General features: G+C 55.4%; 20 protein-coding genes. 13 read left to right on the top strand and 7 right to left on the bottom strand.

Going from position 1 to position 24,323, the window contains the following annotated elements; genetic code table 11:
• Positions 1 to 7 precede the first annotated feature (7 nt).
• The 10 genes from IEY39_RS24715 to IEY39_RS24760 all read left to right on the top strand — a co-directional run bounded on the left by IEY39_RS24715 (position 8) and on the right by IEY39_RS24760 (position 10,651).
• Entirely contained in the window at positions 8 to 496 is a 489-nt protein-coding gene (locus tag IEY39_RS24715; protein WP_188936693.1) for a hypothetical protein, read from the top strand.
• A 41-nt stretch (positions 497 to 537) separates the two neighbouring features.
• Positions 538 to 1,587 (top strand): dual-specificity RNA methyltransferase RlmN, encoded by a 1,050-nt coding sequence (gene rlmN, locus IEY39_RS24720; protein WP_188936694.1) that lies wholly within the window; start codon positions 538 to 540, stop codon positions 1,585 to 1,587.
• A gap of 5 nt (positions 1,588 to 1,592) precedes the next feature.
• Positions 1,593 to 2,168 carry a Crp/Fnr family transcriptional regulator gene (locus IEY39_RS24725; RefSeq protein ID WP_188936696.1) on the top strand — a complete coding sequence of 192 codons (576 nt, stop codon included), beginning with the start codon at positions 1,593 to 1,595 and terminating at the stop codon, positions 2,166 to 2,168.
• A 44-nt stretch (positions 2,169 to 2,212) separates the two neighbouring features.
• Positions 2,213 to 3,112: a pirin family protein gene (locus IEY39_RS24730; protein ID WP_188936698.1), complete on the top strand. Its 900-nt coding sequence runs from the start codon at positions 2,213 to 2,215 to the stop codon at positions 3,110 to 3,112.
• Positions 3,113 to 3,128: 16 nt separating this feature from the next.
• Complete coding sequence (locus tag IEY39_RS24735) at positions 3,129 to 3,974, top strand: pirin family protein (protein ID WP_188936699.1); 846 nt, start codon at positions 3,129 to 3,131, stop codon at positions 3,972 to 3,974.
• A 49-nt stretch (positions 3,975 to 4,023) separates the two neighbouring features.
• Complete coding sequence (locus tag IEY39_RS24740; protein WP_188936700.1) at positions 4,024 to 4,746, top strand: glycoside hydrolase family 2 TIM barrel-domain containing protein; 723 nt, start codon at positions 4,024 to 4,026, stop codon at positions 4,744 to 4,746.
• 42 nt (positions 4,747 to 4,788) lie between these two features.
• Positions 4,789 to 6,057 (top strand): pseudouridine synthase, encoded by a 1,269-nt coding sequence (locus IEY39_RS24745; protein WP_188936701.1) that lies wholly within the window; start codon positions 4,789 to 4,791, stop codon positions 6,055 to 6,057.
• A 2-nt stretch (positions 6,058 to 6,059) separates the two neighbouring features.
• A complete protein-coding gene (locus IEY39_RS24750) occupies positions 6,060 to 6,776 on the top strand; it encodes an RluA family pseudouridine synthase (RefSeq protein WP_188936702.1) in 717 nt (238 codons plus the stop codon).
• 156 nt (positions 6,777 to 6,932) lie between these two features.
• Positions 6,933 to 9,905, top strand: coding sequence for a sensor histidine kinase (locus tag IEY39_RS24755; protein ID WP_188936703.1), 2,973 nt, complete (start codon positions 6,933 to 6,935; stop codon positions 9,903 to 9,905).
• A 2-nt stretch (positions 9,906 to 9,907) separates the two neighbouring features.
• Entirely contained in the window at positions 9,908 to 10,651 is a 744-nt protein-coding gene (locus IEY39_RS24760; RefSeq protein WP_188936704.1) for a LytR/AlgR family response regulator transcription factor, read from the top strand.
• 6 nt (positions 10,652 to 10,657) lie between these two features.
• On the opposite strand, the gene IEY39_RS24765 is transcribed toward IEY39_RS24760, so the two are convergent.
• A complete protein-coding gene (locus tag IEY39_RS24765; protein ID WP_188936705.1) occupies positions 10,658 to 11,476 on the bottom strand; it encodes a hypothetical protein in 819 nt (272 codons plus the stop codon).
• Positions 11,477 to 11,722: 246 nt separating this feature from the next.
• Here IEY39_RS24765 and IEY39_RS24770 point away from each other — a divergent pair, with 246 nt between their 5' ends.
• Positions 11,723 to 13,198 (top strand): ATP-binding protein, encoded by a 1,476-nt coding sequence (locus tag IEY39_RS24770; protein WP_188936707.1) that lies wholly within the window; start codon positions 11,723 to 11,725, stop codon positions 13,196 to 13,198.
• Between the two features lies 1 nt (position 13,199).
• Here IEY39_RS24770 and IEY39_RS24775 read toward each other — a convergent pair whose 3' ends face one another.
• Positions 13,200 to 14,246 (bottom strand): flavin reductase family protein, encoded by a 1,047-nt coding sequence (locus IEY39_RS24775; RefSeq protein ID WP_188936708.1) that lies wholly within the window; start codon positions 14,244 to 14,246, stop codon positions 13,200 to 13,202.
• Positions 14,243 to 15,907: an ankyrin repeat domain-containing protein gene (locus tag IEY39_RS24780; RefSeq protein WP_188936710.1), complete on the bottom strand. Its 1,665-nt coding sequence runs from the start codon at positions 15,905 to 15,907 to the stop codon at positions 14,243 to 14,245. Before IEY39_RS24780 ends, IEY39_RS24775 begins: the two co-directional genes overlap by 4 nt.
• A 118-nt stretch (positions 15,908 to 16,025) precedes the next feature.
• On the opposite strand from IEY39_RS24780, the gene IEY39_RS24785 reads away from it, so the two are divergent.
• On the top strand, positions 16,026 to 17,186 hold the full coding sequence (locus IEY39_RS24785) for a T9SS type A sorting domain-containing protein (protein WP_188936712.1): 1,161 nt from the start codon (positions 16,026 to 16,028) through the stop codon (positions 17,184 to 17,186).
• Between the two features lie 163 nt (positions 17,187 to 17,349).
• On the opposite strand, the gene IEY39_RS24790 is transcribed toward IEY39_RS24785, so the two are convergent.
• Together IEY39_RS24790 and IEY39_RS24795 are read right to left on the bottom strand one after the other, a co-directional pair.
• A complete protein-coding gene (locus IEY39_RS24790; protein ID WP_188936717.1) occupies positions 17,350 to 17,796 on the bottom strand; it encodes a PepSY-like domain-containing protein in 447 nt (148 codons plus the stop codon).
• A 26-nt stretch (positions 17,797 to 17,822) separates the two neighbouring features.
• Entirely contained in the window at positions 17,823 to 18,311 is a 489-nt protein-coding gene (locus IEY39_RS24795) for a glycine zipper 2TM domain-containing protein (RefSeq protein ID WP_188936719.1), read from the bottom strand.
• Positions 18,312 to 18,498: 187 nt separating this feature from the next.
• Here IEY39_RS24795 and IEY39_RS24800 point away from each other — a divergent pair, with 187 nt between their 5' ends.
• Positions 18,499 to 20,859: an ABC transporter permease gene (locus IEY39_RS24800; RefSeq protein ID WP_188936720.1), complete on the top strand. Its 2,361-nt coding sequence runs from the start codon at positions 18,499 to 18,501 to the stop codon at positions 20,857 to 20,859.
• 13 nt (positions 20,860 to 20,872) lie between these two features.
• On the opposite strand, the gene IEY39_RS24805 is transcribed toward IEY39_RS24800, so the two are convergent.
• Together IEY39_RS24805 and IEY39_RS24810 are read right to left on the bottom strand one after the other, a co-directional pair.
• Positions 20,873 to 22,960 (bottom strand): beta-L-arabinofuranosidase domain-containing protein, encoded by a 2,088-nt coding sequence (locus IEY39_RS24805; protein WP_229689080.1) that lies wholly within the window; start codon positions 22,958 to 22,960, stop codon positions 20,873 to 20,875.
• A 20-nt stretch (positions 22,961 to 22,980) separates the two neighbouring features.
• Positions 22,981 to 24,258, bottom strand: coding sequence for a metal-dependent hydrolase family protein (locus tag IEY39_RS24810; protein ID WP_188936724.1), 1,278 nt, complete (start codon positions 24,256 to 24,258; stop codon positions 22,981 to 22,983).
• Between the last annotated feature and the right edge of the window lie 65 nt (positions 24,259 to 24,323).

Here is a 24,323-nt window from a genome sequence, read left to right on the forward strand (position 1 = left end):
ACCACCTATGCCCGGTTTCAAAAAGCACCGCATCTACTTTCGTCCACTGCAACTCTCCGATGCTATCTACATCAGCCAATGGCTGGCTGATGCCTTAAGGCAGCCCCCGGGTTGGGAGCGGCGACTCCGCCGGTTGTTGAAGGAAGAATGGCAAAAGACGGACAAGCTGTCCCGGCAGATGAGCTGGATGTGTATGTCCGGCAACGATCCTCTCTTCTTCCTCGAGATCGCCGGCGCAGACGAGGTCTTCCTCACCGCCCCGCGGGGCGTCCTCAACAACCGCCCTGCCGCGCTCGCCGCCTGGCGGCGCGTTATCGTCCACCTCCGCAGCCTCCGTGTTAACGGCCGCCGCACCCTCTCCGGCATCCACGTCAAACTCGAAAATTCCCGCCACATCGAGTGCGAATGCCTGCTGCAGCTGGGATTTACGGAAATCCCCCACTCCGAAGCGCCCAACGGCACCCTGAACCACCGCAGCTTCCAACTTACGTGGTAACCGCCACCCCCCACCCAAAAAAATTGTACCTTTGCCGCCTAATGGCAACGATAAAGGAGAAAAAGAATATCAGGCACCTGAGCCTGAGTGAGTTGGAACAATACTTCGAAACCCTGGGCGAAAAGAAGTTCCGGGTAAAGCAGGTATGGGAATGGCTGTGGCAAAAGCATGCCCATAGCTTTGACGAGATGACCAATCTCAGCAAAGACCTCCGTCATATGCTGGCCGACAACTTCTCCTTCCCGGCCATCAGCGTCGACGCCACCCAATACTCCGCGGACGGAACCATCAAGAGCCGCTTCCGCACCGCCGACCACCACCTCGTCGAAGGCGTCCTCATCCCCACCGACGAACGTAAGACGGCCTGCGTCTCCTCGCAGATCGGCTGTAGCCTCAGCTGTAAATTCTGCGCGACGGGGTATATGGATCGCAAGCGCAATCTCGACTACGACGAAATTTATGACGAAGTCGTGCTCATCAACCAGCAGTCGGAGCGCGTCTTCAACAAGAAACTCACGAACATCGTTTTTATGGGTATGGGTGAACCCCTGCTCAATTATAAGAACGTCCTCAAGGCCATCGAGAAGATCACGTCCCCCGACGGGCTCGCCATGAGCCCCCGCCGTATCACCGTCTCCACCGCCGGCGTCGCCAAAATGATCCGCCAACTGGGCGACGATAAGGTAAAGTTCAAACTGGCCCTCTCGCTCCACGCCGCCAACGACCGCAAACGCAACGAGATCATGCCCATCAACGAGACTAATAATATAAAGGCCCTCGTCGATGCGCTGAACTATTTCTATCAACAAACCGGCAACGAGATCACGTTTGAATATATCCTGTTCAAAGACTTCAACGACAGCCATCAGGATGCCGACGAACTGATAAAGATCTACCGCCAGGTCCCCGCCGATCTCATCAACATCATCGAGTACAACCCCATCGATCAAGCCCTCTTCTCCAAACCCGACGAAAACGCCATCCAGCAATTCATGCAACACCTGGAGCGCAATCGCGTCAACGTCCGCCTTCGCCACAGCCGCGGAAAAGACATCGATGCCGCCTGCGGTCAACTGGCAAACAAAGAATAATGCTTATGGACGCCACCTTGCTCCTCCAAAGTATCGCCCGCCATATCACCCTTACTGAGGAAGAGCAGGCCCGGTTTGTTTCCGTTCTCCAACACCGCACCATCAAAAAAAAGCAATTCTTTTCCCGGGAAGGCGAGATATCCAAGGGACCCGCCTTCGTCACCGCCGGGCTGCTCCGCAGCTACTCCATCGATCACAACGGCTTCGAACACGTCATCCAGTTCGCACCGCCCGGCTGGTGGGCCGCCGACATCGGCAGCTCGATCCGTCAAACGCCTGGCATCCTCAATGTCGATGCCCTCGAAGACAGCGAAATATTCTGGCTGCGCCAATCCGATCTCGAAGGGCTCTTTATCAAAATACCGAAGTTCGAACGCTTCTTCCGCATCATCTCCCAGAATGCCCTCGCCGCGCACCAGGCCCGCCTGGTCAGCATCCTCAGCCTGCCCGCCAAAGAACGGTACGCCCAGTTCTGCCAGCTCTACCCATCCCTCATCGGCTGCCTGCCCCAAAAACAGGTGGCTTCCTACATCGGCGTCACCCCCGAATTCCTGAGCAAAATGCTTAACACCCGCGCTTAATCTAGGTTATTCGTACCCCACCTCCCATGCCCTAACTTCGCATTATGAAAAAAAATATCGAACGCATCATAGCCCAACCCGCTGCCCCCGGCATGGTAGGCGACGGTTTCCGGGTATATAATTACATTCCCGGCGACACCATCCCGCAACAACGGATCAGCCCCTTCCTGTTGCTCGACTTCAACGCCGAGATAGACTTCGCGCCATCCAATCGGGTTCGCGGCGTCGGCGTCCATCCGCACAAAGGGTTTGAAACGGTGACCATCGCCTACAAAGGCAGCGTCGCGCATCATGACAGCGCGGGCAACAGCGGCGTCGTGAATCCAGGCGACGTCCAGTGGATGACGGCAGGCGCGGGCATCTTACACAAAGAATATCACGAACAGGAATACTCCAGGTGCGGCGGCCCCTTCGAAATGGTGCAGTTGTGGGTCAACCTTCCTAAGAAACACAAGCTTACCCCGCCTCACTATCAGGCCATCACCGCCGGTCAGATGAATAAATATTTCCTGCCGGAAGACAAGGGTCATGTCAACATCATTGCAGGCACCCTCAATGGCATCACCGGACCCGCACAGACGTACAGCCCCGTCGTCGTTGCCGACCTTCGGCTGCACAAAGACGCCACATTCACCACTTCCCTGCCCGCCGGCTATAACACCGCCCTCCTGGTCGTCGACGGCAGCGCAGAAGTCAACGGTCAATCCGCGCCCAAACACAGCTTCGTTTTATTCGCAACGGACGCGCCCAACTCCGCCTCCCCCACTGCCGGCGAAGAGATCACCATCACGGCCACCGAAGAAGCCGTCATCCTGTTGATCAGCGGCGAACCACTCAACGAACCCATCGCCAGCTACGGTCCCTTCGTCATGAACACACAGGAAGAGATTATCCAATCCATCCGCGAAGCACAAACCGGAAAGTTCGGCGTCCTCGAAGACTAACCTCAAACATCCACTCATGCAAAAGAAGATCACCCATATCCTCAAGGCGCGCGAAAAAGAGATCGCCCCCGGCGAAAAAGTCCTCCAACCGCTTCCTCATGCTGAGTTCCGCTTCGCCAACCCCTTCATCGTCCTCCACCACATGCCTCCGCGCACCATCGAGCCCGGATCGCAAATTCGCCTGCCTATGCACCCGCACCGCGGCTTCTCCCCCGTCACCTTCCAGTTGCAGGGCGAAGGCTATCACCTCGACAACGCCGGCAACGAAGGGTACACCGGCGCCGGAGACGTCCAGTGGATGTTTGCCGGGAGGGGCATCATTCATAGTGAAGGGCCGACACCCGGTATGCTCGAGCAAGGCGGCGTGCAAGAGCTGATCCAACTATGGATCAACGTCCCCGCGGCGCACAAATTCGACGAACCCTTTTACCAGTTTGCACCCCGGGAGCTGCAACCTTCCGTTCTTGAACAGGAGGGCGTGCACCTGCGGCTTGCCAGCGGATTGTTTGAAGGCCATACCGGACCGCTAAAAAGTTTCACTCCCGTCATCACCATCTCCGGCGACATCGAAAAAGGCCGCCGCGTGCAGCTGAGCGCCACGGCTGGCTACTGGACACTTTTATACATCGCAAAGGGTACGGTCTGCGTCAACAGCGAAAGCATCGCCGAACACCACCTCATCGTCTTCGAGCAGGAAAATGAAGAGCTCATCATCACCGCCGAAACCGACACCCGGCTGCTCTTCCTCTCCGCCCTGCCCATCGACGAGCCCATCGCCGCCCGCGACAACTTCGTCATGAACACCCCCCAACAGATCGACGAAGCCATCGCCGACTTCTACGCCCACCGCAACGGCCTCTGATCCGCCCCCGCCCAGCACCGGCTATGCCAAATCCATCGGCCTCAACTGCATGCGCGTCTTTTTGCATCACGTCGCCTGGCAGGAAGACCCCAAAGGGTTCCGGCTTCGCATGGCGCGCTACCTCAACATCGCCGCCAGACATCATATCCTCACCATTTTCGTCTTCTTCGACGATTGCTGGAACGCCACCTACCACGCCGGCGCCCAGCCACAACCCAAACCTGGTATCCACAACTCCGGCTGGCACAACACCCGCATCCTCTTGTGGGACCTCTACAATGAACCCGGCAACTCCGGCTATGGTGACAAAAGCCTGCCGCTGCTGGAAAAAGTCTTCACCTGGGCACGCGAGATCAACCCCGATCAGCCCCTCTCCGCCGGCGTCTGGAACGCCAATCTGAAAACCCTCAACGCATATCAACTATCCAACTCCGACGTCATCACCTATCACGACTACGAGGCACCGGAAGCTCACCAGCACTGCATCGACACGCTAAAACAATATGGCCGCCCGCTCATCTGCACCGAATATATGGCGCGACTGCGCAACAGCACGTTCTTCAATAGCATGCCCATGCTGAAAAAGGAAAACGTCGCCGCCATCAACTGGGGCCTTGTCACCGGGAAGACCAACACAAAATATGCCTGGGATACCCCCATGCCCGACGGCGCGGAGCCAAAGGTCTGGTTTCATGATATCTTCCGCCCCGACGGATCGCCCTTCGACCCGAAGGAAACGGCCTTCATCCGCGAACTGACATCAACCCAATAAAAAATCGTATCTTTGGCGCTTACTGTTGTAAAACAGCAACTCATGAAGCGCAAAACAGACAACTTCAGCAAGTTCTATAACAAAAAGAGCAACGCTGCCATCAAGGAGGAATTCCGCCAGGAAAAGAAAGCCGCCAAACGCGAACGCAAGGCGGCCATCGAACGGCATTTTGAAGAAAAACGCAAGGCCCGCACCCAGCAGGAGACCGGCCGCCCCGCAAAGCCTGCCATCACCCGCGGCCCAAAATTACCCGCAGGCCCCGCAAAGCCCGCCTCACCCGGCATGCCCACTGCCAAACCCGCGATCGCCAAACCCGCAAAGCAAGCCTCACCCGGCGCACCCCCCACAGGTGAACAGCTCCCATTAAATAAATATATCGCCCACGGCGGCCTCTGCTCCCGCCGCGACGCCGCCGACCTCATCCGCCAGGGGAAAGTCACCGTCAACGGCCAACTCATCACCGAACCCGGAACAAAGGTCACCCCTGCCGATGTCGTCAAGGTCAACGGCAAGAAAGTCACCATCTCCCACAACTTCGTTTATATCTTACTGAATAAACCAAAGGACTACATCACCACCACCGATGACCCGCAGGGGCGGCGCACCGTCCTCGACCTTATTCGCAACGCAACTACCGAACGCGTCTTCCCCATCGGCCGCCTCGACCGCAACACCTCCGGCGTACTGCTGCTCACCAACGACGGCGACCTCGCCCAGAAACTCGCTCACCCCAGCCATGAGATAAAGAAGATATATCACGTCGTGCTGGACAAGCCGCTTACAAAGGCCGACTTCGACAAGATCATCGCCGGTGACATAACATTGGAAGATGGTCCCGCCCAGGTGGATGTCCTCGCCTATGCCGATCCGAAAGACAAGACGCAGATCGGCCTCGAGATCCACAGTGGCCGCAACCGCATCGTACGCCGCATCTTCGAACACCTTGGCTATGACGTCCGCGGTCTCGATCGCGTCATGTACGCCGGCCTCACCAAAAAGAACGTCCAGCGTGGTCATTGGCGCCTGCTCACGGAGAAGGAGATCCGCATTTTAAAATACCTCAATTCATCCTTCAGAGGCTCCCTCGCCCCGGCGAAGCCGGCCCCCACAAACGTCAAAGCGGCTGTCGCTTCGACAAAGGCCGCCCCTGCCGGACCCGAATCCCACGCCAAACGCCCCTCAGGCCCCGGTGTCCAGGCTCCTGGCAAACGCCCTACCCCCTCCATCCCGCCAAAGGGCCGCAAGCCCGCAGCGCCACCCAAAGGCCGCAAACCGTATAACCCCAAATCCCCCCGCCCCGAAAGCGATTGATCATGTACAAACCTGAGATCCTCTTCGAGAACGACGCCTTTGTCGCCATCAACAAACCCGCCGGATTGCTTAGCATCCCCGATCGGCAAGGCAAGGAACCCTCCTTAAAATCCTGGCTGAGGGAAAAATACGGCAACATCTTCACCGTTCATCGCCTCGACCGCGACACCAGCGGAGTCATCGTCTTTGCAAAGGACGAAGCGACACATAAATATCTGTCCGGTATCTTCGAAGACCGGGAGGTCGAAAAGGTCTACCAGGGTCTTGTCCAGGGCATCCTCCCCCAACAAAAGGGCAGCATCGATTTGCCCATCATGGAACATCCCGCAAAGCCGGGCGTCATGGTCATCAACCGCCATGGCAAAGCCTCCCTCACCGACTATGAAGTCATTGAAGAGCTAAGCTTATACTCGTTGGTTCAGTTTCGGATCCATACCGGCCGCACGCACCAGATCCGCGTTCATATGCAGAGCCTCAGCCATCCCATCGTCTGCGACGAACTCTATGGCGACGCCCGCCCCGTCTTCCTCTCATCGATAAAACGCAACTTCAAACTCTCCAAAGACGAGGAACACGAACGCCCCCTTCTCTCCCGCCTCGCCCTGCACTCCCATCTTCTCCGCTTCACCGACGGCACCGGCGCCACCCACACCCTCGAAGCCCCCCTGCCAAAAGACCTCCGCGCCCTTCTCCAGCAACTCCGCAAGTGGAAGAGCTGACGCGCACAACAACCGCGGTCTCGAAAAAACGCTCAACCGCAACACGACCCCAACAACTGTCGCAAAATCCCAACAACCGCATCGGTTTCACCAATAGCTGCAACCCCCTTATTTCTATCCGCCAAAACAATATTTTTGTCCCTGCAATCCATTCGCATGCATCGAGCCCTCCTCGTCATCATCTGCATATTCGCCACCGCCGCAACCCACGCGCAGGAGCTGGCCTACCGGCAGTGGACGGTAAAGGACGGCCTGCCGGGCGCCATCGTCTACCATTGTCTTCAGGATCGGAAAGGGTTCATCTGGTTCGCGACCAACCAGGGCGTAACCCGCTTCGACGGCCGCACCTTCCACACCTACACAAAGGAAGACGGTCTCCCCGATAACGAGATCCTCCAGTTGTATCTCGACCGACATGACAACATCTGGTTCCTCTCCTTCGTCGGCATCCCATCGGTGATGTATCATGATTCCATCATCCGTTTCGACAATTGCCCACGGGCAAAAGGCTTCATCGAGGACCAGCGCACCGACTCTATACTCTTCACATCCTATGATCAGGTAACCGAACTGACCGGCTATTACCGGTCGCCCAACATCCCCGGCCGGTGGAAGTTCACAAGCGATCTCCGCCCAAGAGTGCTATACAACACACAACTCGCTATCCTGCGGGCCTCCACACCGGGTAAGACCAACTTCTACTTTTCAAACTCAAGTACCTCCAACGGAGGTAGCCTCCTGGTACAGAACAGCCATGCAAAGAGCCGCTTCCACTTTCCAACGATTCACCGCCACGATGACCCGGTGATTTCAACACAGCACTTCATCGGCCTCCTCCCCGACAGTAACGCGATCGTCTTTTTCACCTATGATTCCGCCTGGTACGCCAGCATGTCGCAGATATCTTCGCTTTTTTCCCTCCATGCCCTGGGGCTCAATGTGGGCGGTGTCAACAGCTATGTCAACAACATCTATTGCGAGAACGATTCCACGCTCTGGCTATGTGCCCGAAATCAGGGATTACTCCGCATCAGGAATTTCAGGACCAGGCACGCTACCGTGACCCATTTTTTCCCCCGAAGCAATTGCACCTCTATCATGAAGGACCGGGAAGGCGGGTATTGGGTCACGACGTTCAGCGATGGGGTTTTCTATCTGCCCAATCTTTGCTTCAGCACCATTCCCGGTCCGCCGGATCTTAGTGTTTCCAGCGTCCGAAGCCTTCATGTTCTGGATGACCATCGCCTGGTGGCTGGATTCGACGATGGCAACATAATGGAGTTCGACAGGAATACCTGGCGCTACCGGCTATTCCCACACTGGGCCGCAAACAATAAGAACAATCGCATCATGGATGTCCGGCCCTACCTCCACCACAGCCTGCTCGTAGCAGCCGACATGGGCCTCCACCGCTTATTCCCGGACGATACTCATACGCTGTTGCAGCACAACGCCCACAAAGAACTCCTGATAAGACCCGATCATACCATCGTCGCGGCTTTCTCGACAGGCGTCTTCTTTTTCGATACATCCGGCCGGCAGGTCAACCAAATCGTGCCCGAACGCGCCACCTGCATCACAGGACTAGGCGATAATATCTACTGGGGCACTCTCCATGGAGTATACGCCTTGCTCAACGGCCGCGTTACCCCCCTCGGACAGTCCATCCCCGCATTATCGGGCATCATAAATCACATCGATGTCGCCCCTGACTCTACCCTGTGGGTCTCCACGCAAGACGGCATCGTTATCTGGAAGGCCGGCTCGGTTCACCGCATTGGAAGAGCGCAGAATCTCGCGAGCGATCTCTGCAAACAGGTCAGCTTCGATGGCAATACCGCCTGGGTAGCAACCGACAAAGGCATCTCCCGCATCGGCTACTACTGGCAGGACACCGTCCTCCGCTATAGCATTTTCAACATCACCGAGGAAGACGGCCTCCGCGCCAATGACGTTAATCGCACCGTCATCGCAGGGGGATACGTCTGGGCCGGCACCGCAAGGGGCATCTGCTCCTTCCCGGAAACCTACACCGGCCGCTCTCTCACTCCACCCGGCATCGTCGTTACCCGCATCCTGGCGGATGGCCGGCCGGTCGATGTCGCCGACAGCCTCATGATCAATTATTCGTCAGGGAAGTTGCTTATCGAAATGGCCGGCATCTCCTACCGCAGCGGCAGCCATGTCGGTTATGAATACCGGCTTGAGGAAGCCGATAGCAACTGGAACCGGCTCGCCGGCAATACCCTCGAATTCCCTACCCTTCCTTTTGGCCGCTTCGTCCTGGAGTTAAGATCTATCGATCGGTGGAATAACAGGAGCAACCCGATAGCGATCCCGATAGTTCATCCTTCTCCCTTCTACCGGTCAGCCGCTTTTCTCGTGGTTACCTATGCCCTCATCGTCCTGCTCACCGCCGCCGGATTCTATCTCTACTTCCGCCGGCGCCAGAACAAAAGAGAGAAAGAATTCCAGCTCAGGAAGAAAATGCACGATCTGGAGTTGTCCGCCCTCCGGGCACAAATGAATCCACATTTTATCTTTAATTGCCTCACCTCCATCCAATACCATGTCCTCAGGGCCGACACGGTGAATGCCAACAGCTTTCTCCATAAATTCTCCAACCTCATCCGCCTGACCTTAAACTACAGCAGTTCGCCGTTCATCTCCCTGAATGAAGAGATCAAAATGCTCAATCTTTATCTCGAACTGGAAAAACTCCGGCTGGGCCATCGGATGAACTACCAGCTCATCTCACCACAGCAGGTAGAAACAGAAGGCCTCTTCATCCCACCCATGATCATCCAGCCCTATGTTGAGAACGCCGTCCAGCACGGCATCGCACCGCTGGAGGACCGTATAGGGGAGTTATCCGTAGAATTCCGCCTCTCCGCCCGTTACCTGCATTGCACCATCGAAGACAACGGTCAGGGCATCGACCACAGCCACGCCCGGAAGCAAAGCACCGGCCATATATCGCAGGGCTCTGGTATCACTGCGCGGCGTATCCGGACAATAAACTCCATTTATAAGCAACAGATTATCCTGGAGATTCTGGACAAAAAGTCGGCCGGCCTTCCCGGCAGCGGAACCATCGTGAATCTTTCCTTTCCCTTAAATATTGACTAACTATGGCCATCAACACCGTAATCATCGAAGACGAAGAAAAAAGCATCTATGTCCTCCGCGAATTCCTCAGGCAATTGGCCCCTGACATGGAAGTCACCGGCGTCGCAGGACATGTTGAGAAGGCTGTCCGGATCATCGAAGAAAAGGCGCCGCAGCTCGTCTTTCTCGACATCCGCATTGGGAATGGCCTGGGCTTCGACGTGCTCAAGCAGCTGGAAAAACGCGATTTCGAGCTCATCTGCATCACGGCCTACGATAGCTATGCCCTCGAGGCCTTCCGGTACTCGGCCATCGACTACCTTCTCAAACCTATCGGCATCAACGAACTGGCGGAAGCCCTGCTTCGCGTCCGGCAACGCCTGACCGAACGAAACACCCACAATGGCATCGGCGCACTGCTTCATAATCTTTCCGGCCACCCCAACAAAAAGATCAGCATCCCCACCGCACAAGGATACGAGTTTGTCGATCTGGAAAACATCATCTGGTGCCGTTCGGATGGCAGCTATACTACCCTTTATCTTACCGACGGATCGAAACTCGTGTCGTCGCGCAACATCGGCTACTATGAGGACCTGCTCTGCAAAGGCAGCTTCTTTCGTATCCATCACAACACCATCATCAATCTGCACTGGATCAAGAGTTATATAAAAGGGAAAGGCGGCTATGTCGTCATGAGCAATCAGGTCGAGCTCGAGGTCTCCTATCGCCGGAAAGCAGAATTCCTCCGGAGGCTGATGCCGTGAGGCCTCTCAATGATGCATCCCGCCCGCATCGAGCTTAAAATACGGGCTGTAATCCGCAAGCCGCTTCAGCAGGCTTTTCCCATCCGCTTCTATTTTCGCCGTCACTGCCTCATTAGCAGGAACGATAAAATACCCTTCCGGCCCCTTCCGCTCACCCAAAACTGTATTACCCGAATTTACCAGCCAGGGACCGGCAGGGGAGTTCGGATCAGTGCCTACATCCGAATCCGTTACATAGGGCGCATAAAACATATAATGGGGCATCTGCATCGTCATTACATTTTTATCACCGGGTTTGCCGGTATATACCCGCATGATGGGAGCCAGCATATAGGAGACACCGCCTTTTGCCGGCGCTACGTAGTACCCTTTCCTCACCCTCCTGATCACCGAGTCCTTTATCTGCAGAGGAGTCAACTTTCCCGAAGCCCGCATGGCCGCTACATCCCGGTAGATCGGAAAGATCGTCCTGGCGCCTTCGGGATCATAGGCCATGGGCGCAAACACGTCCTTCCGGAATTCCTCCCATTCCCAATTCGTCCTGGCAATAAAGCATACGAATCCGTTCGATCCCTGCTGTGCTACGTAATAGCCCTTTGCCGGATCCAACAGGTAAACGGTAGCCGCCGCGCGCAGATGAGGTGGCAGGGCTCTTAAGGCAAGGTCCTTCTCGAGGTCTGCCGGCATTTTATCGAGCTCCCATCCCACGACTTTTTGAGCCCTGCCCGGGACAGGCAGGAACGAACTACTGGCGCAGATCAGCACCATCGCCTGGAGCAATAACAGGCCCCGGCATTTCTTCGTTAGGTTCATCAAATAATGCATAAACAGGATTTTTGGTGAGTTGACGTGAATACTTCTCACCAAATTACGCCCCAAAACGCACCCTTTTAGGGGGCAAACGCGACATATACGCAGGCTATTTAAGACAATCCCTCAAGATGGAAAGCCTTGATCCTTTCTTATTTCCCGATCCCAAATACATACATATCAATACATTACATTAACAAAATGCTATAAGATCACAATAATGATCTTATTTCCTAGCTTTGCATCTTTACAACGCACGCCATGAGAATACCCTTTTCCAAAGATCAGATCATCGAAAGAATAAGATTCGAAAACCCCTGGTGGAGCTCGCAGAAAGTAGATGGCTATTATTCGAACATGAAAAGAAGGGAATATTTCCATCTTTTCTATCCACTGGTGATAGAGAAAAAAATAAAAAGAGCTGTCGTTTTGATGGGGCCAAGAAGAGTGGGAAAAACAGTCATGCTTTTTCACACCATACAGGAATTAATTGACAGTAATGTCCCTCCCCCCAACATTTGTTATTTTTCTGTAGAAACTCCCATCTACAACGGAATAGGGCTGGAAGAACTGCTGAAAATATTTATTGAGATCAACGGGGCTAAAAGCAGATCAAACCTGTTCATATTTTTTGACGAAATACAATATCTCAAAAATTGGGAAGTTCATCTAAAAAGTCTGGTCGACTCCTACCATCAAATAAAATTTGTTGTCTCAGGCTCTGCAGCAGCAGCTTTAAAGCTTAAGAGTAATGAGTCCGGTGCCGGTCGATTTACTGAATTCTCATTACCTCCACTCACCTTTCACGAATATTTGTCCTTAAAGAATATTGATGAGTTGATCGAAGGGAAAAACCACGGGACCATCGATGACAAAGAATGGCATTATGAATATGGAACAAATAATATTTCCAGGTTAAATCAACATTTCATTGACTATATTAATTTTGGGGGGTATCCTGAGGTGTCTCTATCTCAAACTATTCAGGAGGATCCCGGCCGTTATATAAGGAATGATATAGTTGATAAAGTTCTCTTAAGAGATTTACCCATATTATATGGCATAGAAGATATACAGGAATTGAATTCTTTGTTCACGTATATTGCCTATAACACAGGAATGGAAATGTCTCTTGATTCTATTTCTAAATCATCAGGAGTAGCAAAAAATACTATCAAGAAGTACATATCATACCTGGAAGCCGCTTTCCTGATCAAGATCGTCCATCGGATTGACAACAACGGAAAGATATTCCAGCGTGCAAACTTTTTTAAGATTTACCTAACTAATCCTTCCTTAAGGTGCGCTCTCTTTTCCCCGATCAAGGAAACTGACAATTTCGCCGGCAATTTGGTTGAGACGGCTATTTTTTCACAATGGCATCATTCCGACTCTACTTTGCATTACGCAAGGTGGGAGAAAGGAGAGATCGACATCGTATCCCTTTCCAGAGAGAGCCAAAAACCGAGTTGGGTTGTAGAGATCAAATGGACGAATAGAATGGCAGAGGACAAAAAGGAATTAAAAAATATTATCTCCTTTTGCACGCAACATAAGATTCACAATCCAAGCGTTACAACGTACGACCTCGAAAGAACAGAGAATATAGAAGGGCTCATCTTTGATTTTATTCCAAGTAGTTTATATTGTTACACAGTTGGCAGGAACATAATCACCTCAAAAATACAAACGCCTCCAACCGGCCTATGGAATGATCCGAAGATCACCGCCGAATGATTCACAACTCCAGCTCCACATCCGTCTCCGCATAACCCACACAAGGAAGCACCAACCCCGCCTGCAGGTCCTTCTCGGTCAGCACCTCGTTGATACTCATCTTCACGCTGCCGCTGACGCAACGCGCCACACAGGTGCTGCAACGGCCGCCCCGGCAACTGTACGGCAAGGCGATATGCCGCGCCAGCGCCGAATCGAGAATGGTCGACGGCCAGGCCGTGTCGAATTCATAGCGCTGACCGGCCGAATGAACCACCACCCGCTTTGTCCCCTTATCGACCAGCAAGGGCGCCGGCGGCACATATTCCACCGTAAAATTCTCTTTCTTTATTTGTCCCGCCGCGACTCCCATCGGCCGCAACGTAAAGGTCACCATCCGCATAAACGCGGGCGGCCCGCACAAATAGAACAGCGCTGACCCCAGCCCGCCACCCAACCGCAGCTCTCCCAACAGATCCCTCAACAATCCATTACTCAACCGCACACCCCGGCTACTCAACAAACTCACCCATTCAAAAGCTCCGGCATACTCCCGCCCCAACGCAGCCAACTCACCTCTAAACGGCACACTCTCCTCATTCCGGTTCTGCGAGATCAGCACGATCCGCTTCACCGCCGCCGAAGTCACCCCGCCGAAGCTCACCGCCGCGCGCCGCAACGCCTCCTTCATCAAGCTAAAAACCGGCACCATCCCACTCCCCGCCGCCACAAACACCAGCGTCCCGCCAGAAACCTCTTCCAGCAAAAACTTCCCCGCCGGCGGCAAACTCGTCAACACATCCCCGACCTTTAGATGATCGATCAAATACCGCGACACCTCACCATTGACGATCCGCTTCACCGTAACCGCCGGCAGATGATCCACCCCCGGCGTCGAAGAAAAAGAATACGATCGCCGCAACTCGCGACCCCGAAACGAAAACAAAAAGGTAAGAAACTGCCCGGCCTGGTATTCCAGCGGCCGTCCATCCTGCCGCCGCAGCACGATCGTGACCATATCCTTCGCCTCAGCGCGAATATCCACCACCTGTAATGCAATTGTCGTCATGCGTCCCCCTCCTTGAACAGCTCCATCATCTCCCCATCCCCCTTCCGCTTCGCCCACTCTATCGGTCGCGCCCACGGCCTGTCGAGAGGCATCCCCACATCCGCACCCTGCGCCAGCAACCACGCCGCCATCTCCTTCTGGCCCAGCCGCACCGCCCAGCCCAATGGCGTCGACGACCACTCACTCTCTACCGCATCGATGTCCGCGCCAAACTCCAGCAGCACCTCCGCGATATCGATGAGCCCCTTCGCCGCACAGCGATGCAGCATCGTAATGCCAAGCCAGTTGCGCAGCCGCGGGTCCAAACCCCGTTGCAACAGCCAACGCGCCTGCTCAGCCGAAGCAAAGGTCGCCTTATCCCACCATGCTGCGGACAACATCGTCTGCCGCCGAAAGATATCCTGCTGATACTGCAGGATCAGCTCCAACTGCGGCCGGAGGTCTTCACTTATCAATCTCCCCAGGTAATGCTCCACCGGAGCCGCCGCATCCGCAGCCAACGTCCGTGCCAACACCTCCGCATCCGCCTCATACGCGATGATTTCCTTATCCCGGTTCGTGGCCCGCGCAGCGATCAGATCGATAATTTCTTGTGGGGCCTTGACACGCCGCGCCGTGTAAAGCACATCACCCGACGACTCCACCATCGCATTCGCATTCGCGCCATGCTCGAGCAACAACCGAACTATCACATAATGCCGGCCGCTTACCGCCGAATGCAAGGCCGCGCCGGAAGGCGCGATCCCCGGCTCGGGTTCGTTGGGATTGGCGCCGCGCGAAAGTAATAGCTTCACAACTTCCAGATGGCCTTCCGCAGCCGCATTCCGCAATGGCAGGCCGCTATAATAACCCACATGATCGGGCAATCGATTCGCCAAACCCGGGTCCGCATCCAGCAACTCCTTCACCCGATGGTGCCACCCGATCTTGGCCGCTACGGAAATATCGCAATAGGCGCCACGCGCCATCAGATAGCCGATCAACACTTCGTGCTGTTGTAATCCCGTCGGTGGCAGGTCGCGATACCAGCTTCGGTAATAATAGTCCCCGTTGGTGAGGTCCAGCGGTCGCGCCCCATCAGGCCGCCGCGCATTGATATCGGCGCCGCGCGATAACAGGTAGTCGATCAACCCCATCTGTCGCGTCAACACCGCCCAATGGATTGGCTGATTCCCCCGCTTATCCGCCGCGTGCACAAGCTCTTCCTCAATCAAGTCTTTCACACCATCGACATCAAAGTCCCTGATCGCCGCCGCGATCACCCCCCCTTCCGGCCTGATATGATAATGCTCCCGAACCCACTCCTCCAACAACACCGCCATCTCTTCATGTCCCCTCATCCTCGCCGCCTCCCACACCGGCTCTTCAAAATCCATCACCGGCACAACACCGCTTTCCAACAAATAGCGAACCGCATCAACGCGATTCTCCCGCACCGCAAAATGCATCGGCGAAAAATACTCCAACTCACAATCCAACAATCCGGCATCCTTAGCCTCCAGTTTCTTCATCGTCTCCACGTCCCCATTCATCGCCGCAACCAGCATCGCCCACACCTCTACACCGCGCCCTCTGCTCCACGGCAGGTACTCCTGGGTATCCAACGCCGGCGGCCGCATCATCCCCTCGGGCAGCGGCGACACATCCAATAAATTTGACATACTCATACTAATTAACTCTCAAAAGTTAGCCAAAGCGGGCCATTAATTTGCACCCCCACAGGTAAACCATTATTTTTCTGGCAGGTAAGATCGTATTCAAAATTATAGCAAAACCTCTATGTGCCCTGCTATTATCCTTAAGAAAAACCGTGTATTCCTGGCCTGCCTGTGCCTCCCCCTTTGTTTTCTCGCTCCCTTGAAAAGCACCGCCCAGGTCACCGTCTTCAGCGAGAACTTTGACGGCACGGTCCAACCCTATACGACAGCAGCAGCCTATACGAATGCTAATTGCTCCAACTACATCACGCCCGACAACACCTTGTCCAGCATATGCGGAGGTGAGTTCTGTTGCTCACCGGATATCACCGATGCGACAGGCGGTAATTTTTTATTCGAGGGGACAACTATGGGACCCAACTATGCAGGGGCAATTTATCAAATAACCATCAACGGCACTATGGTCGCCGGAAATGTTTTTACCGTCACTTTCAATGTATGGCTGGCGAATAATACCAATCCCCCTGTACTCGTGCCGCAGTTAAATGGGGCCAACGCGGGCTCGCCTATCACCCCCAGCTCTACCACGGGATGGCAAACCCTGACCTTCACCTATACTCCCGCCGCCAATATCTCCAATCCCGTTTTCAGCATTTATAATGCACAATCCAACGGCATCGGCAATGACTTCGGTCTCGATGATATCCTGGTCACCACCACCGTTCCGACCGGGTTCATATTAGCCCTGGATTTCACCGGGTTCTCGGCATCATCCGTCGCCAATAAAACGATGTTGTCGTGGCAGATGGGCCCCGGCGGCGACGCAGATCATTTCACGGTGCAACAATCTACCGACGGCGCCCATTTCACCAACATCGCGGAAGTGGCCTCCACCGACCAAGGCTCCACCTATAACTACGTCGCCGCCACCAACAACGACGGCCTCTACTATTATCGCATACTCGCCGTGGACAACGACGGCCACACCAAATACAGCGAAATAAGAACCGTCGCCATCGACAACCATCAGCAGGCCCTCCAGCTGCTCGCCAATCCTGTCGTCGGCGGGCAGCTCACCCTGGCGGTCAACACAACAACGGCCGCCACTGCCACCATCCGCATCATCAGCACTGATGGTAAGATATTGCACCATCTAAGTACAGCGCTCCACGCGGGGTATAATTCCATAGATGTCGATCTAAGGAAGCTCCCTCGCGGCATCTACATCGCACAAGTCGAATACAACACCCGCATCGATCACGTCAAATTCATCATCCCGTGACCCCCGGCGTCCGCGCCCGCATAGCTGCCCCCGTAAACCCACCCCCCCGCAGCATCCCCACCCCCATAAACGTTGAAGCCGCTGACGGCTCATCTTCGGGGGATGAACTGCCAGCGGCTCCTGGGAGGCGGCCAACAATGGCGCCTGCCAACTAGAAATTAAATTACTCGATCGCCCTCTCCTTCACCGATTTAAGAAATTTGCCCTTCCCATCAAAGATGAGATCCAGCTCACTTACTTCTGCCTCATAAATGCGATTGCCAGCCTCATCGGCCGAGGTCACCGCGTCCGTTATCTTCTTGCCGGGATAATGCTTCGCAATGTATTCCTTCGCCTCCTTGGGCAGCTCGGACGGATGGATCCTCATTTCCGTCTTATAGTTTTTCGCATCCGGAGCGATAAAGATGGTCATCTCCTTCTTCTGATCCATGAATTCCGCCACATAATTGGCCCCTTCCAGCGACCAGTATTCCACTTTCGACCCAGGATAAAGGGCGCTGAATTTCGCTTTCACCACTTGCGGAACGGACGATTCACTTATCTTCTTCTGAGCATAGGCGCTGATCGCCAAAATAGAGAGCGCACAAACGAACAAAAATGCCTTTTTCATACAGTTTGGTTTAAATCAAAGGTTAGTTACTGATTGCTTGCATAATTATAGTCCACAGGCTGATGCTTCACAACACGCCCCGTCTTGCGGTCCCTGCTGCGGCCGATCAAATAACCCGCGCCTGATCCCACAGCAGCCCCAAGGAGCCCACCGACAACCCGGCTGTTCTTATCCAACAATGCACCGGCTACAGCACCGGCGGCGCCACCGATCGTCGCGTCCTTGGCAGCAGCACTCCATCCTTTTTTCTTGGGCGCTTCCTGCTGAGACACAGGCGTCGCAGCCTGACTTTCAGCAGGGGCCGTACTGGAAGTAGCAGTACTGGCAGGCTGTTCGGAAGCGGAGGCACTGCCCTCTCCTCCTTCGTGATGCCGATGATGGTGCCCGGACTGAATTGCCACCGTATCCCGAACTACTACGGTGTCTTTCTTACCTCCACTACCATTGGAATTACAACTGGAAAAAACACTGGAAAAAATTGCCGCAGCGGCCAAAAGAGACAAAATTGCTTTCATTAGTTTTTCTTTTAGTTAGCGATCCAAAAAATACTCATCTGCAAAGATTATGCCGTCTCCTTGCAGCCGGGCGCAAAGCTAGTACAAAACAACAAATTATATATTACAATTTATCTTCTCGACAAGCCATGCAACATTCCCCCGATCCCCTCGTCCTTACCCCATCATCCCCATCCAAATCACAACTATGCTTAAATCTTATCTGACCATCGCCTGGCGCCATCTCCGCAAGAACCGCGGCTTCTCCCTCATCAACATCACTGGCCTAGGCATGGGCATGGCCATCACCCTCATCATCGGCCTGTGGGTCGCCGACGAATACAGCTTCGACCACTATCACGCTAACCACGCCCGCATCGCCGAGGCAATGTGCCTGCAAGCCCAACCCAACCATCCCTTCTATACCAATCGTATCGCCTCCACCCCCATGGGCGTGGCGCTGCACGGCTACAAAGACCTCTTCGACAAGGTGGCCGAGGTGGCTTTCTGTGGCAACCGCATTCTCGCCGTCGGCGATAAGTCCTTCTCCCGCCAGGCCGCCTGGGCGGAACCGGAATTCCCGGAGATGTTCACCTTCCGGATGATCCATGGCTCCCGATCGGCATTAAAAGACCTTTCCACCCTGATGATCTCCCAATCGATGGCCACGGGCCTCTTTGGCAACGCCGACCCCATCGGAAAGACCGTGAAGCTCGACAACGAACACTCCCTCAGGGTCGGCGGCGTCTTCGAAGACCTGCCCGCCAACACCAGCTATCACTCTCTCCAGATAGTCCTGCCCTGGTACAGCCCGATCAACAAATACTACAATACCAACACCGACTGGAACGATCACAACCAGGAGGTTTTCGTACAACTCGCCAAAAATGTCACGCCCGAACAGGCCACGGCCCGCGTTCACAACCTCCCGACACCCTTTGCCAAGGACTACCGGGAAGAATACATGCTCTATCCCCTGGACAAGCTGCACCTCTATGACCATTTCACCAATGCAAAAGCCGACGGCGGTCGCATCAGCACGGTGCGGCTCATCGCCATCATCGGCGGCTTCGTCCTGTTGCTCGCCTGTATCAATTTTATGAACCTCAGTACGGCCCGTAGCGAACGGCGGGCAAAAGAGGTCGGCATCCGCAAGACCGTCGGGTCGCTCCGGTCGCAGCTCATCGGTCAATTCCTCGGCGAATCTATCCTCGTCGCATTTCTTTCCCTCATCCTGGCGCTGCTACTGGTATTGGTCTCGCTGCGGTTCTTCAATGAGCTAACGGATAAGGACATGCACATCCCCTGGACAAATCCATTCTTTTTCGCCTCCATCCTCGGCTTCACCCTGCTGACGGGACTGCTCGCCGGCAGCTACCCGGCCTTTTATCTCTCCGCCTTCCGGCCCGTCAAGGTGTTGAAAGGCGCTTTCAAAGCCGGCCGCCATGCTTCGCTCCCGCGCCAGGCCCTCGTCATCCTGCAATTTACCGTGTCCCTCACGCTCATCATCGGGACCATCATCGTCTACCGCCAGGTGCAATACACCAAGGGCCGGGAGATCGGTTACTCCCGCGACGGGCTTATCACCGTCGAGATCAATACGCACGACCTCGACACCCACCGGGATGCGGTGCATGAAGCGCTCTTGCATAGCGGCGTCGTATCTGCCGTCGCCGAATCCTCCATGCCGACGATAGGCTTCTGGAACAACAACGATCTATTCTGGGAAGGAAAAGACGCCAGCAAGAACATGGTCTTTTTCCGCAATGTCAACGTCTCACCCGAATTCGGTAAGACCATCGGCTGGAAGGTACTCGAGGGCCGCGATTTCTCGCACGACTTTGCAACGGACTCCGACGCCCTCATCCTCAATGACACCGCGGCCCGGTTCATCGGATTCAAAGACCCCATCGGCAAGGTGGTCACCTTCTGGGGTAAACGCCGCCACATCATCGGCGTCGTGGGAGACATGGTCACCAATTCTCCCTATGCCCCCATCGAACCCGCCATCTTCCTCGGCGACGGCTGGCGCGGCATCTTCACCATCCGCATGAAACCCGGTGTCCCCGCGGGCAAGGTCATCGCCGCCATCGAACCCATCTTTAAAAAGTATAACCCCGGCAGCCCCTTTCTATATAAGTTCAACGACCTGGAATACGCCAACAAGTTCGAGGCCGAAGAGCGCATCGGCAGTCTCGCCACGGTCTTCGCCGGCCTTGCCATCTTCATCTCCTGTCTGGGTCTCTTCGGGCTGGCCGCCTTCGTAGCAGAGCAGCGCACAAAGGAGATCGGCGTTCGCAAGGTGCTCGGCGCCGGCGTCCTGAGCCTCTGGTCCCTTCTCTCCCGCGATTTCCTCCGCCTCACCCTCCTGTCGATGGGCATCGCCATCCCCCTGGCCTGGCTTGGTATGGGCAAATGGTTGCAAAACTATGAGTATCACGCGCCCCTCTCCTGGTGGATCTTCGTCGCCGGCAGCCTCGGCCTCCTGCTGATCACCCTCATCACCGTCAGTTTCCAATCCCTAAAGGCCGCCTTCATGAACCCGACAAGAGCCCTGCGCAGCGAGTAGGGTGGGGCCAGCACTACTCCACCACCGGAAACGCGGAGATGCGCAGGCGGGCGGCGCCCATGGGCAGAAGCTCGATGTTCGCCACCGGGCCGGCCTCCCGCACCGGACTCTGCGGCAGGACGCCGCAAAGGCCGTTCTTATCGAGTATCCACTCGGGGATCAGCTTACCCTTGGCTTCGATGAGCAACGGCACAGCATTTTGCGTCCACGGAAAATTATCCGCCGGCCAGGGCCGGCGCACTAGCTGCAACTGATCGCCAAGCGGCCGGCCATCCAGCACCAGCCCATAATTCCATAAGCTCCCGGGAAATATCTCATACGACGGCCATTGCGAAGGATCAGCCCCCGCCTGCCAATGCGAATCACCCATCGCCGCCAACCGGCCATCCATCACCTTATAGGACTCGGCGATGCGGAGAGAATACGTCAATGGCCCATAATTGATACTCACACTATTCTTATTCGCCGTCCACTGCCGCTCCACCAACCGCATCGGCAACCGCAACTCCACCCGATCACCCACCACCCACTTCCGCGCGAGCCGCAGCCACGATCCCCCGTCGGCCTTCACCGAAAGCGACGCCCCATTCACACTCACCTCAGCGCCTTCGCACCATCCCGGCACCCGCAGGTACACCGGGAAAACCTCCCCGGTGCGTGTTCCACCTCCCGCCCCGGCCCGTCGCACGGAATCCACGGTGATCACTACCCGATCGTCAAACGGATAATGTGTCTCCTCGCTCAACACCACCGCGGCGCCCTTAGGGCCAACCCTCGCCCGCACCGCGGAACTGCTATACAACACCGCCGCCACCCCTTCATCGGGCGTCGCCATCCACAAATGCTCCGCATAATACGGCCAGCCCTGGGAATGGTTGTGCTGACAACACCGGCTGCTAAAAGGATTCATCATCAAAAAAGGTCCTTGATTCTGAATACCCGGCGCATGATTGGTGCTATCACTCACGACCATATTCGGCGCCGTCAGATAGCGCAATGCTTTAAAATCCGGCATCACCGCCGCCGGATAGGTATTGAAAGCCACATCCTCGCAATTGTCCGCCCAGGAAACATCCCCTGTGATGCCCGTCAGCAACTCATCGGATGCCATCTGCTCCACCAGCCCACAGGTCTCGACCGCCTGGTGCGGATCGGTATACCCTGTACGCGCATCCTCATCGGCGCCAAACATCCCACCCGGCACCTGCCCGTACATCGCACGAATCATAGCAAAATCATTGTATGTCGATCGCAACAATCCACTGTCCCCCGTTTGCATATAATACGTCGCCGGCTCCCGGAAACACTGGGCAACGTTTACATTATGCCAATTCGGCAACCTGTCTTTCTGCGTCCAGTCAGCCGTATGCCGATGGATGCGGTCCGCCAGCCCAAGCAACCACTTTTCCCCGGTACGGTTATACAGCCAATAAATACTGTAGAGATTGTCCCCGCCCCGGCTGTTCTCCCAATAGGTTTTGAGCAGCGAACTGTCCGGCACCGTCATCTCCCACCGGAAATACCGGGTCATCAACGGCAGCACCCGAGGGTCATGGCTATAGTCATAATAGGATTGCATACACCACAACATGATCATATTCGGCCACAGATCGGGCGTCTGCCCCGCGGCTGCGCGGCCGTCACCTCCAATGCGCGGCCCAAAATACCCATCACTCCCCTGACTCTGAAACACCTTCTCCAACCACGACTTCGTCTCCGCGATCATCGCAGTATCACCCAAAATATAGCCCAGATCGCCATACCCCTTCAACCAATACGGAACTTCTTCCCAGCCATGATCCCCCTGCCCGTTGCCGCTATACCATGCATTCCCCTTTTTATCCAACCAGGCACTAAGCGTACCCAGCTTCCCCGTCAGTCCATCCCGCTGCAATTGCAGATACCGCAACACCCAACCCTGCGGGCGGATACTACCTACCGGCAGCGGCACCAGATCCAACGGCATCAGCGGCCGCCGGTTATCTACATAATGCCGGTTCTCCATCTTTGCCGGCAGGCGGCTAACTACCTCGACCGTCACCTGCCCTTGTGCCAGCAGCCCCGTGATACAGGCCGCCGCGAGCATAGTATTTTTCAGCATATTCATCCCCCAATTTACATCTACTCATTCTTATACACCACCCCCTCCTTCATCACAAACCGCACCTGCCCCATCGCATGGATATCCTTCGTCGGGTCTCCCTCTACGGCAATAATGTCCGCCCACTTGCCCGGCTCGATCGTCCCCGTCTTATCACTGAGGCCCAACAGCTCCGACGCATTCACCGTCGCACACTTTATCGCCTCCAATGCCGGCATACCCGCTTCCGTCATATACACAAATTCCATCCAGTTCTTCCCATGCGCATAGACCCCCGCATCCGTTCCAAAAGCGATCTTCACGCCGGCCTTATAGGCCTTGCCAAAAGTGGCTTGAAGCGTCGGACCGATAGCCAGCGCCTTCCCCGCGATCACCGGCGGAAAGAACCCCGGCTTCTTCGCCGAGTCTGCCACCGACTTGCCTGCAATGATCGTCGGGACATACCATGTCCCGTATTGCTTCATCAACGCCATCCCCTCATCGTCCATAAACGTCCCATGCTCTATCGACGTCACCCCCGCCCTGATGGCCCGCTTTATCGCCTCCGCGCCATGCGCGTGCGCGGCCACCGCCATCCCATAGTCTTTTGCCGTTGCCACTATCGCCCTCAGCTCTTCATCGGAAAACTGCGCCCCGCTGCCATCCTTTTCAAGGCTAAGCACCCCACCCGAGGCCGTGATCTTGATCAGATCGGCGCCCTCCTTATACATCTGCCTGACGGCCTTGATACAGGCATCCTTGCCGTCGACCACCGTTTCGGTGAAGGAAGGTTCAGTATACAACCCATCTCTATAGCCATGCGTCGGGTCCCCATGACCGCCCGTGGACGAAATGATCTTCCCCGCGGTCAGCATATGCGGCCCCACGACGATACCCCGGCGGATCGCATTCCGCAGCGCGATATTCACCCCCGTCCCACCGACATCCCGCACCGTCGTGAACCCCGCCATCAAAGTCGTCTTCGCATAAACGGTCGACTGAAAGGCGATGTCCGCCGTTCCATCCGTGAAACGTTTTAGCTGGGCATTCTGCCCAAACTCACTTTCCAGGTGGACATGGGAGTCGATAAGGCCGGGCATCACCGTCCGGTTTTTCAGATCGATGGTCTTATCACCGGCCGCGGCGGCGATATAACCCTTCTTCACCTCGACGATGCTGTTGCCGGCGACGATCACCGACATCTCGGTCAGCACTTCGCCTGCCTTCGGGTCGATAAGGCGGCCGCAATAAATGATGGTTTTCTGGGAAAAGACAAAACAGGCCCAAAATAAGGTGGGGATAAGCAGTAGTTTCTTCATACTTGAATATACGACACTCTCCTCCAAAAACGTTATATTTACAGAAGCCCCATGTCCTTAAAACC

The sequence above is a fragment of the Puia dinghuensis genome (assembly GCF_014642875.1).
Taxonomy (GTDB): Bacteria; Bacteroidota; Bacteroidia; order Chitinophagales; family Chitinophagaceae; genus Puia; species Puia dinghuensis.

What these genes read in the sequence shown, in the direction of transcription:
- IEY39_RS24725 (WP_188936696.1), top strand. Translation starts at nt 1,593, where the DNA reads ATGGACGCCACCTTGCTCCTCCAAAGTATCGCCCGCCATATCACCCTT.
- IEY39_RS24790 (WP_188936717.1), bottom strand. Translation starts at nt 17,796, where the DNA reads ATGAAAAAGGCATTTTTGTTCGTTTGTGCGCTCTCTATTTTGGCGATC.
- IEY39_RS24740 (WP_188936700.1), top strand. Translation starts at nt 4,024, where the DNA reads ATGCGCGTCTTTTTGCATCACGTCGCCTGGCAGGAAGACCCCAAAGGG.
- IEY39_RS24770 (WP_188936707.1), top strand. Translation starts at nt 11,723, where the DNA reads ATGAGAATACCCTTTTCCAAAGATCAGATCATCGAAAGAATAAGATTC.
- IEY39_RS24745 (WP_188936701.1), top strand. Translation starts at nt 4,789, where the DNA reads ATGAAGCGCAAAACAGACAACTTCAGCAAGTTCTATAACAAAAAGAGC.
- IEY39_RS24785 (WP_188936712.1), top strand. Translation starts at nt 16,026, where the DNA reads ATGTGCCCTGCTATTATCCTTAAGAAAAACCGTGTATTCCTGGCCTGC.
- rlmN (WP_188936694.1), top strand. Translation starts at nt 538, where the DNA reads ATGGCAACGATAAAGGAGAAAAAGAATATCAGGCACCTGAGCCTGAGT.
- IEY39_RS24795 (WP_188936719.1), bottom strand. Translation starts at nt 18,311, where the DNA reads ATGAAAGCAATTTTGTCTCTTTTGGCCGCTGCGGCAATTTTTTCCAGT.
- IEY39_RS24755 (WP_188936703.1), top strand. Translation starts at nt 6,933, where the DNA reads ATGCATCGAGCCCTCCTCGTCATCATCTGCATATTCGCCACCGCCGCA.
- IEY39_RS24805 (WP_229689080.1), bottom strand. Translation starts at nt 22,960, where the DNA reads ATGCTGAAAAATACTATGCTCGCGGCGGCCTGTATCACGGGGCTGCTG.
- IEY39_RS24735 (WP_188936699.1), top strand. Translation starts at nt 3,129, where the DNA reads ATGCAAAAGAAGATCACCCATATCCTCAAGGCGCGCGAAAAAGAGATC.
- IEY39_RS24750 (WP_188936702.1), top strand. Translation starts at nt 6,060, where the DNA reads ATGTACAAACCTGAGATCCTCTTCGAGAACGACGCCTTTGTCGCCATC.
- IEY39_RS24715 (WP_188936693.1), top strand. Translation starts at nt 8, where the DNA reads ATGCCCGGTTTCAAAAAGCACCGCATCTACTTTCGTCCACTGCAACTC.
- IEY39_RS24775 (WP_188936708.1), bottom strand. Translation starts at nt 14,246, where the DNA reads ATGACGACAATTGCATTACAGGTGGTGGATATTCGCGCTGAGGCGAAG.
- IEY39_RS24810 (WP_188936724.1), bottom strand. Translation starts at nt 24,258, where the DNA reads ATGAAGAAACTACTGCTTATCCCCACCTTATTTTGGGCCTGTTTTGTC.
- IEY39_RS24760 (WP_188936704.1), top strand. Translation starts at nt 9,908, where the DNA reads ATGGCCATCAACACCGTAATCATCGAAGACGAAGAAAAAAGCATCTAT.
- IEY39_RS24730 (WP_188936698.1), top strand. Translation starts at nt 2,213, where the DNA reads ATGAAAAAAAATATCGAACGCATCATAGCCCAACCCGCTGCCCCCGGC.
- IEY39_RS24765 (WP_188936705.1), bottom strand. Translation starts at nt 11,476, where the DNA reads ATGCATTATTTGATGAACCTAACGAAGAAATGCCGGGGCCTGTTATTG.
- IEY39_RS24800 (WP_188936720.1), top strand. Translation starts at nt 18,499, where the DNA reads ATGCTTAAATCTTATCTGACCATCGCCTGGCGCCATCTCCGCAAGAAC.
- IEY39_RS24780 (WP_188936710.1), bottom strand. Translation starts at nt 15,907, where the DNA reads ATGTCAAATTTATTGGATGTGTCGCCGCTGCCCGAGGGGATGATGCGG.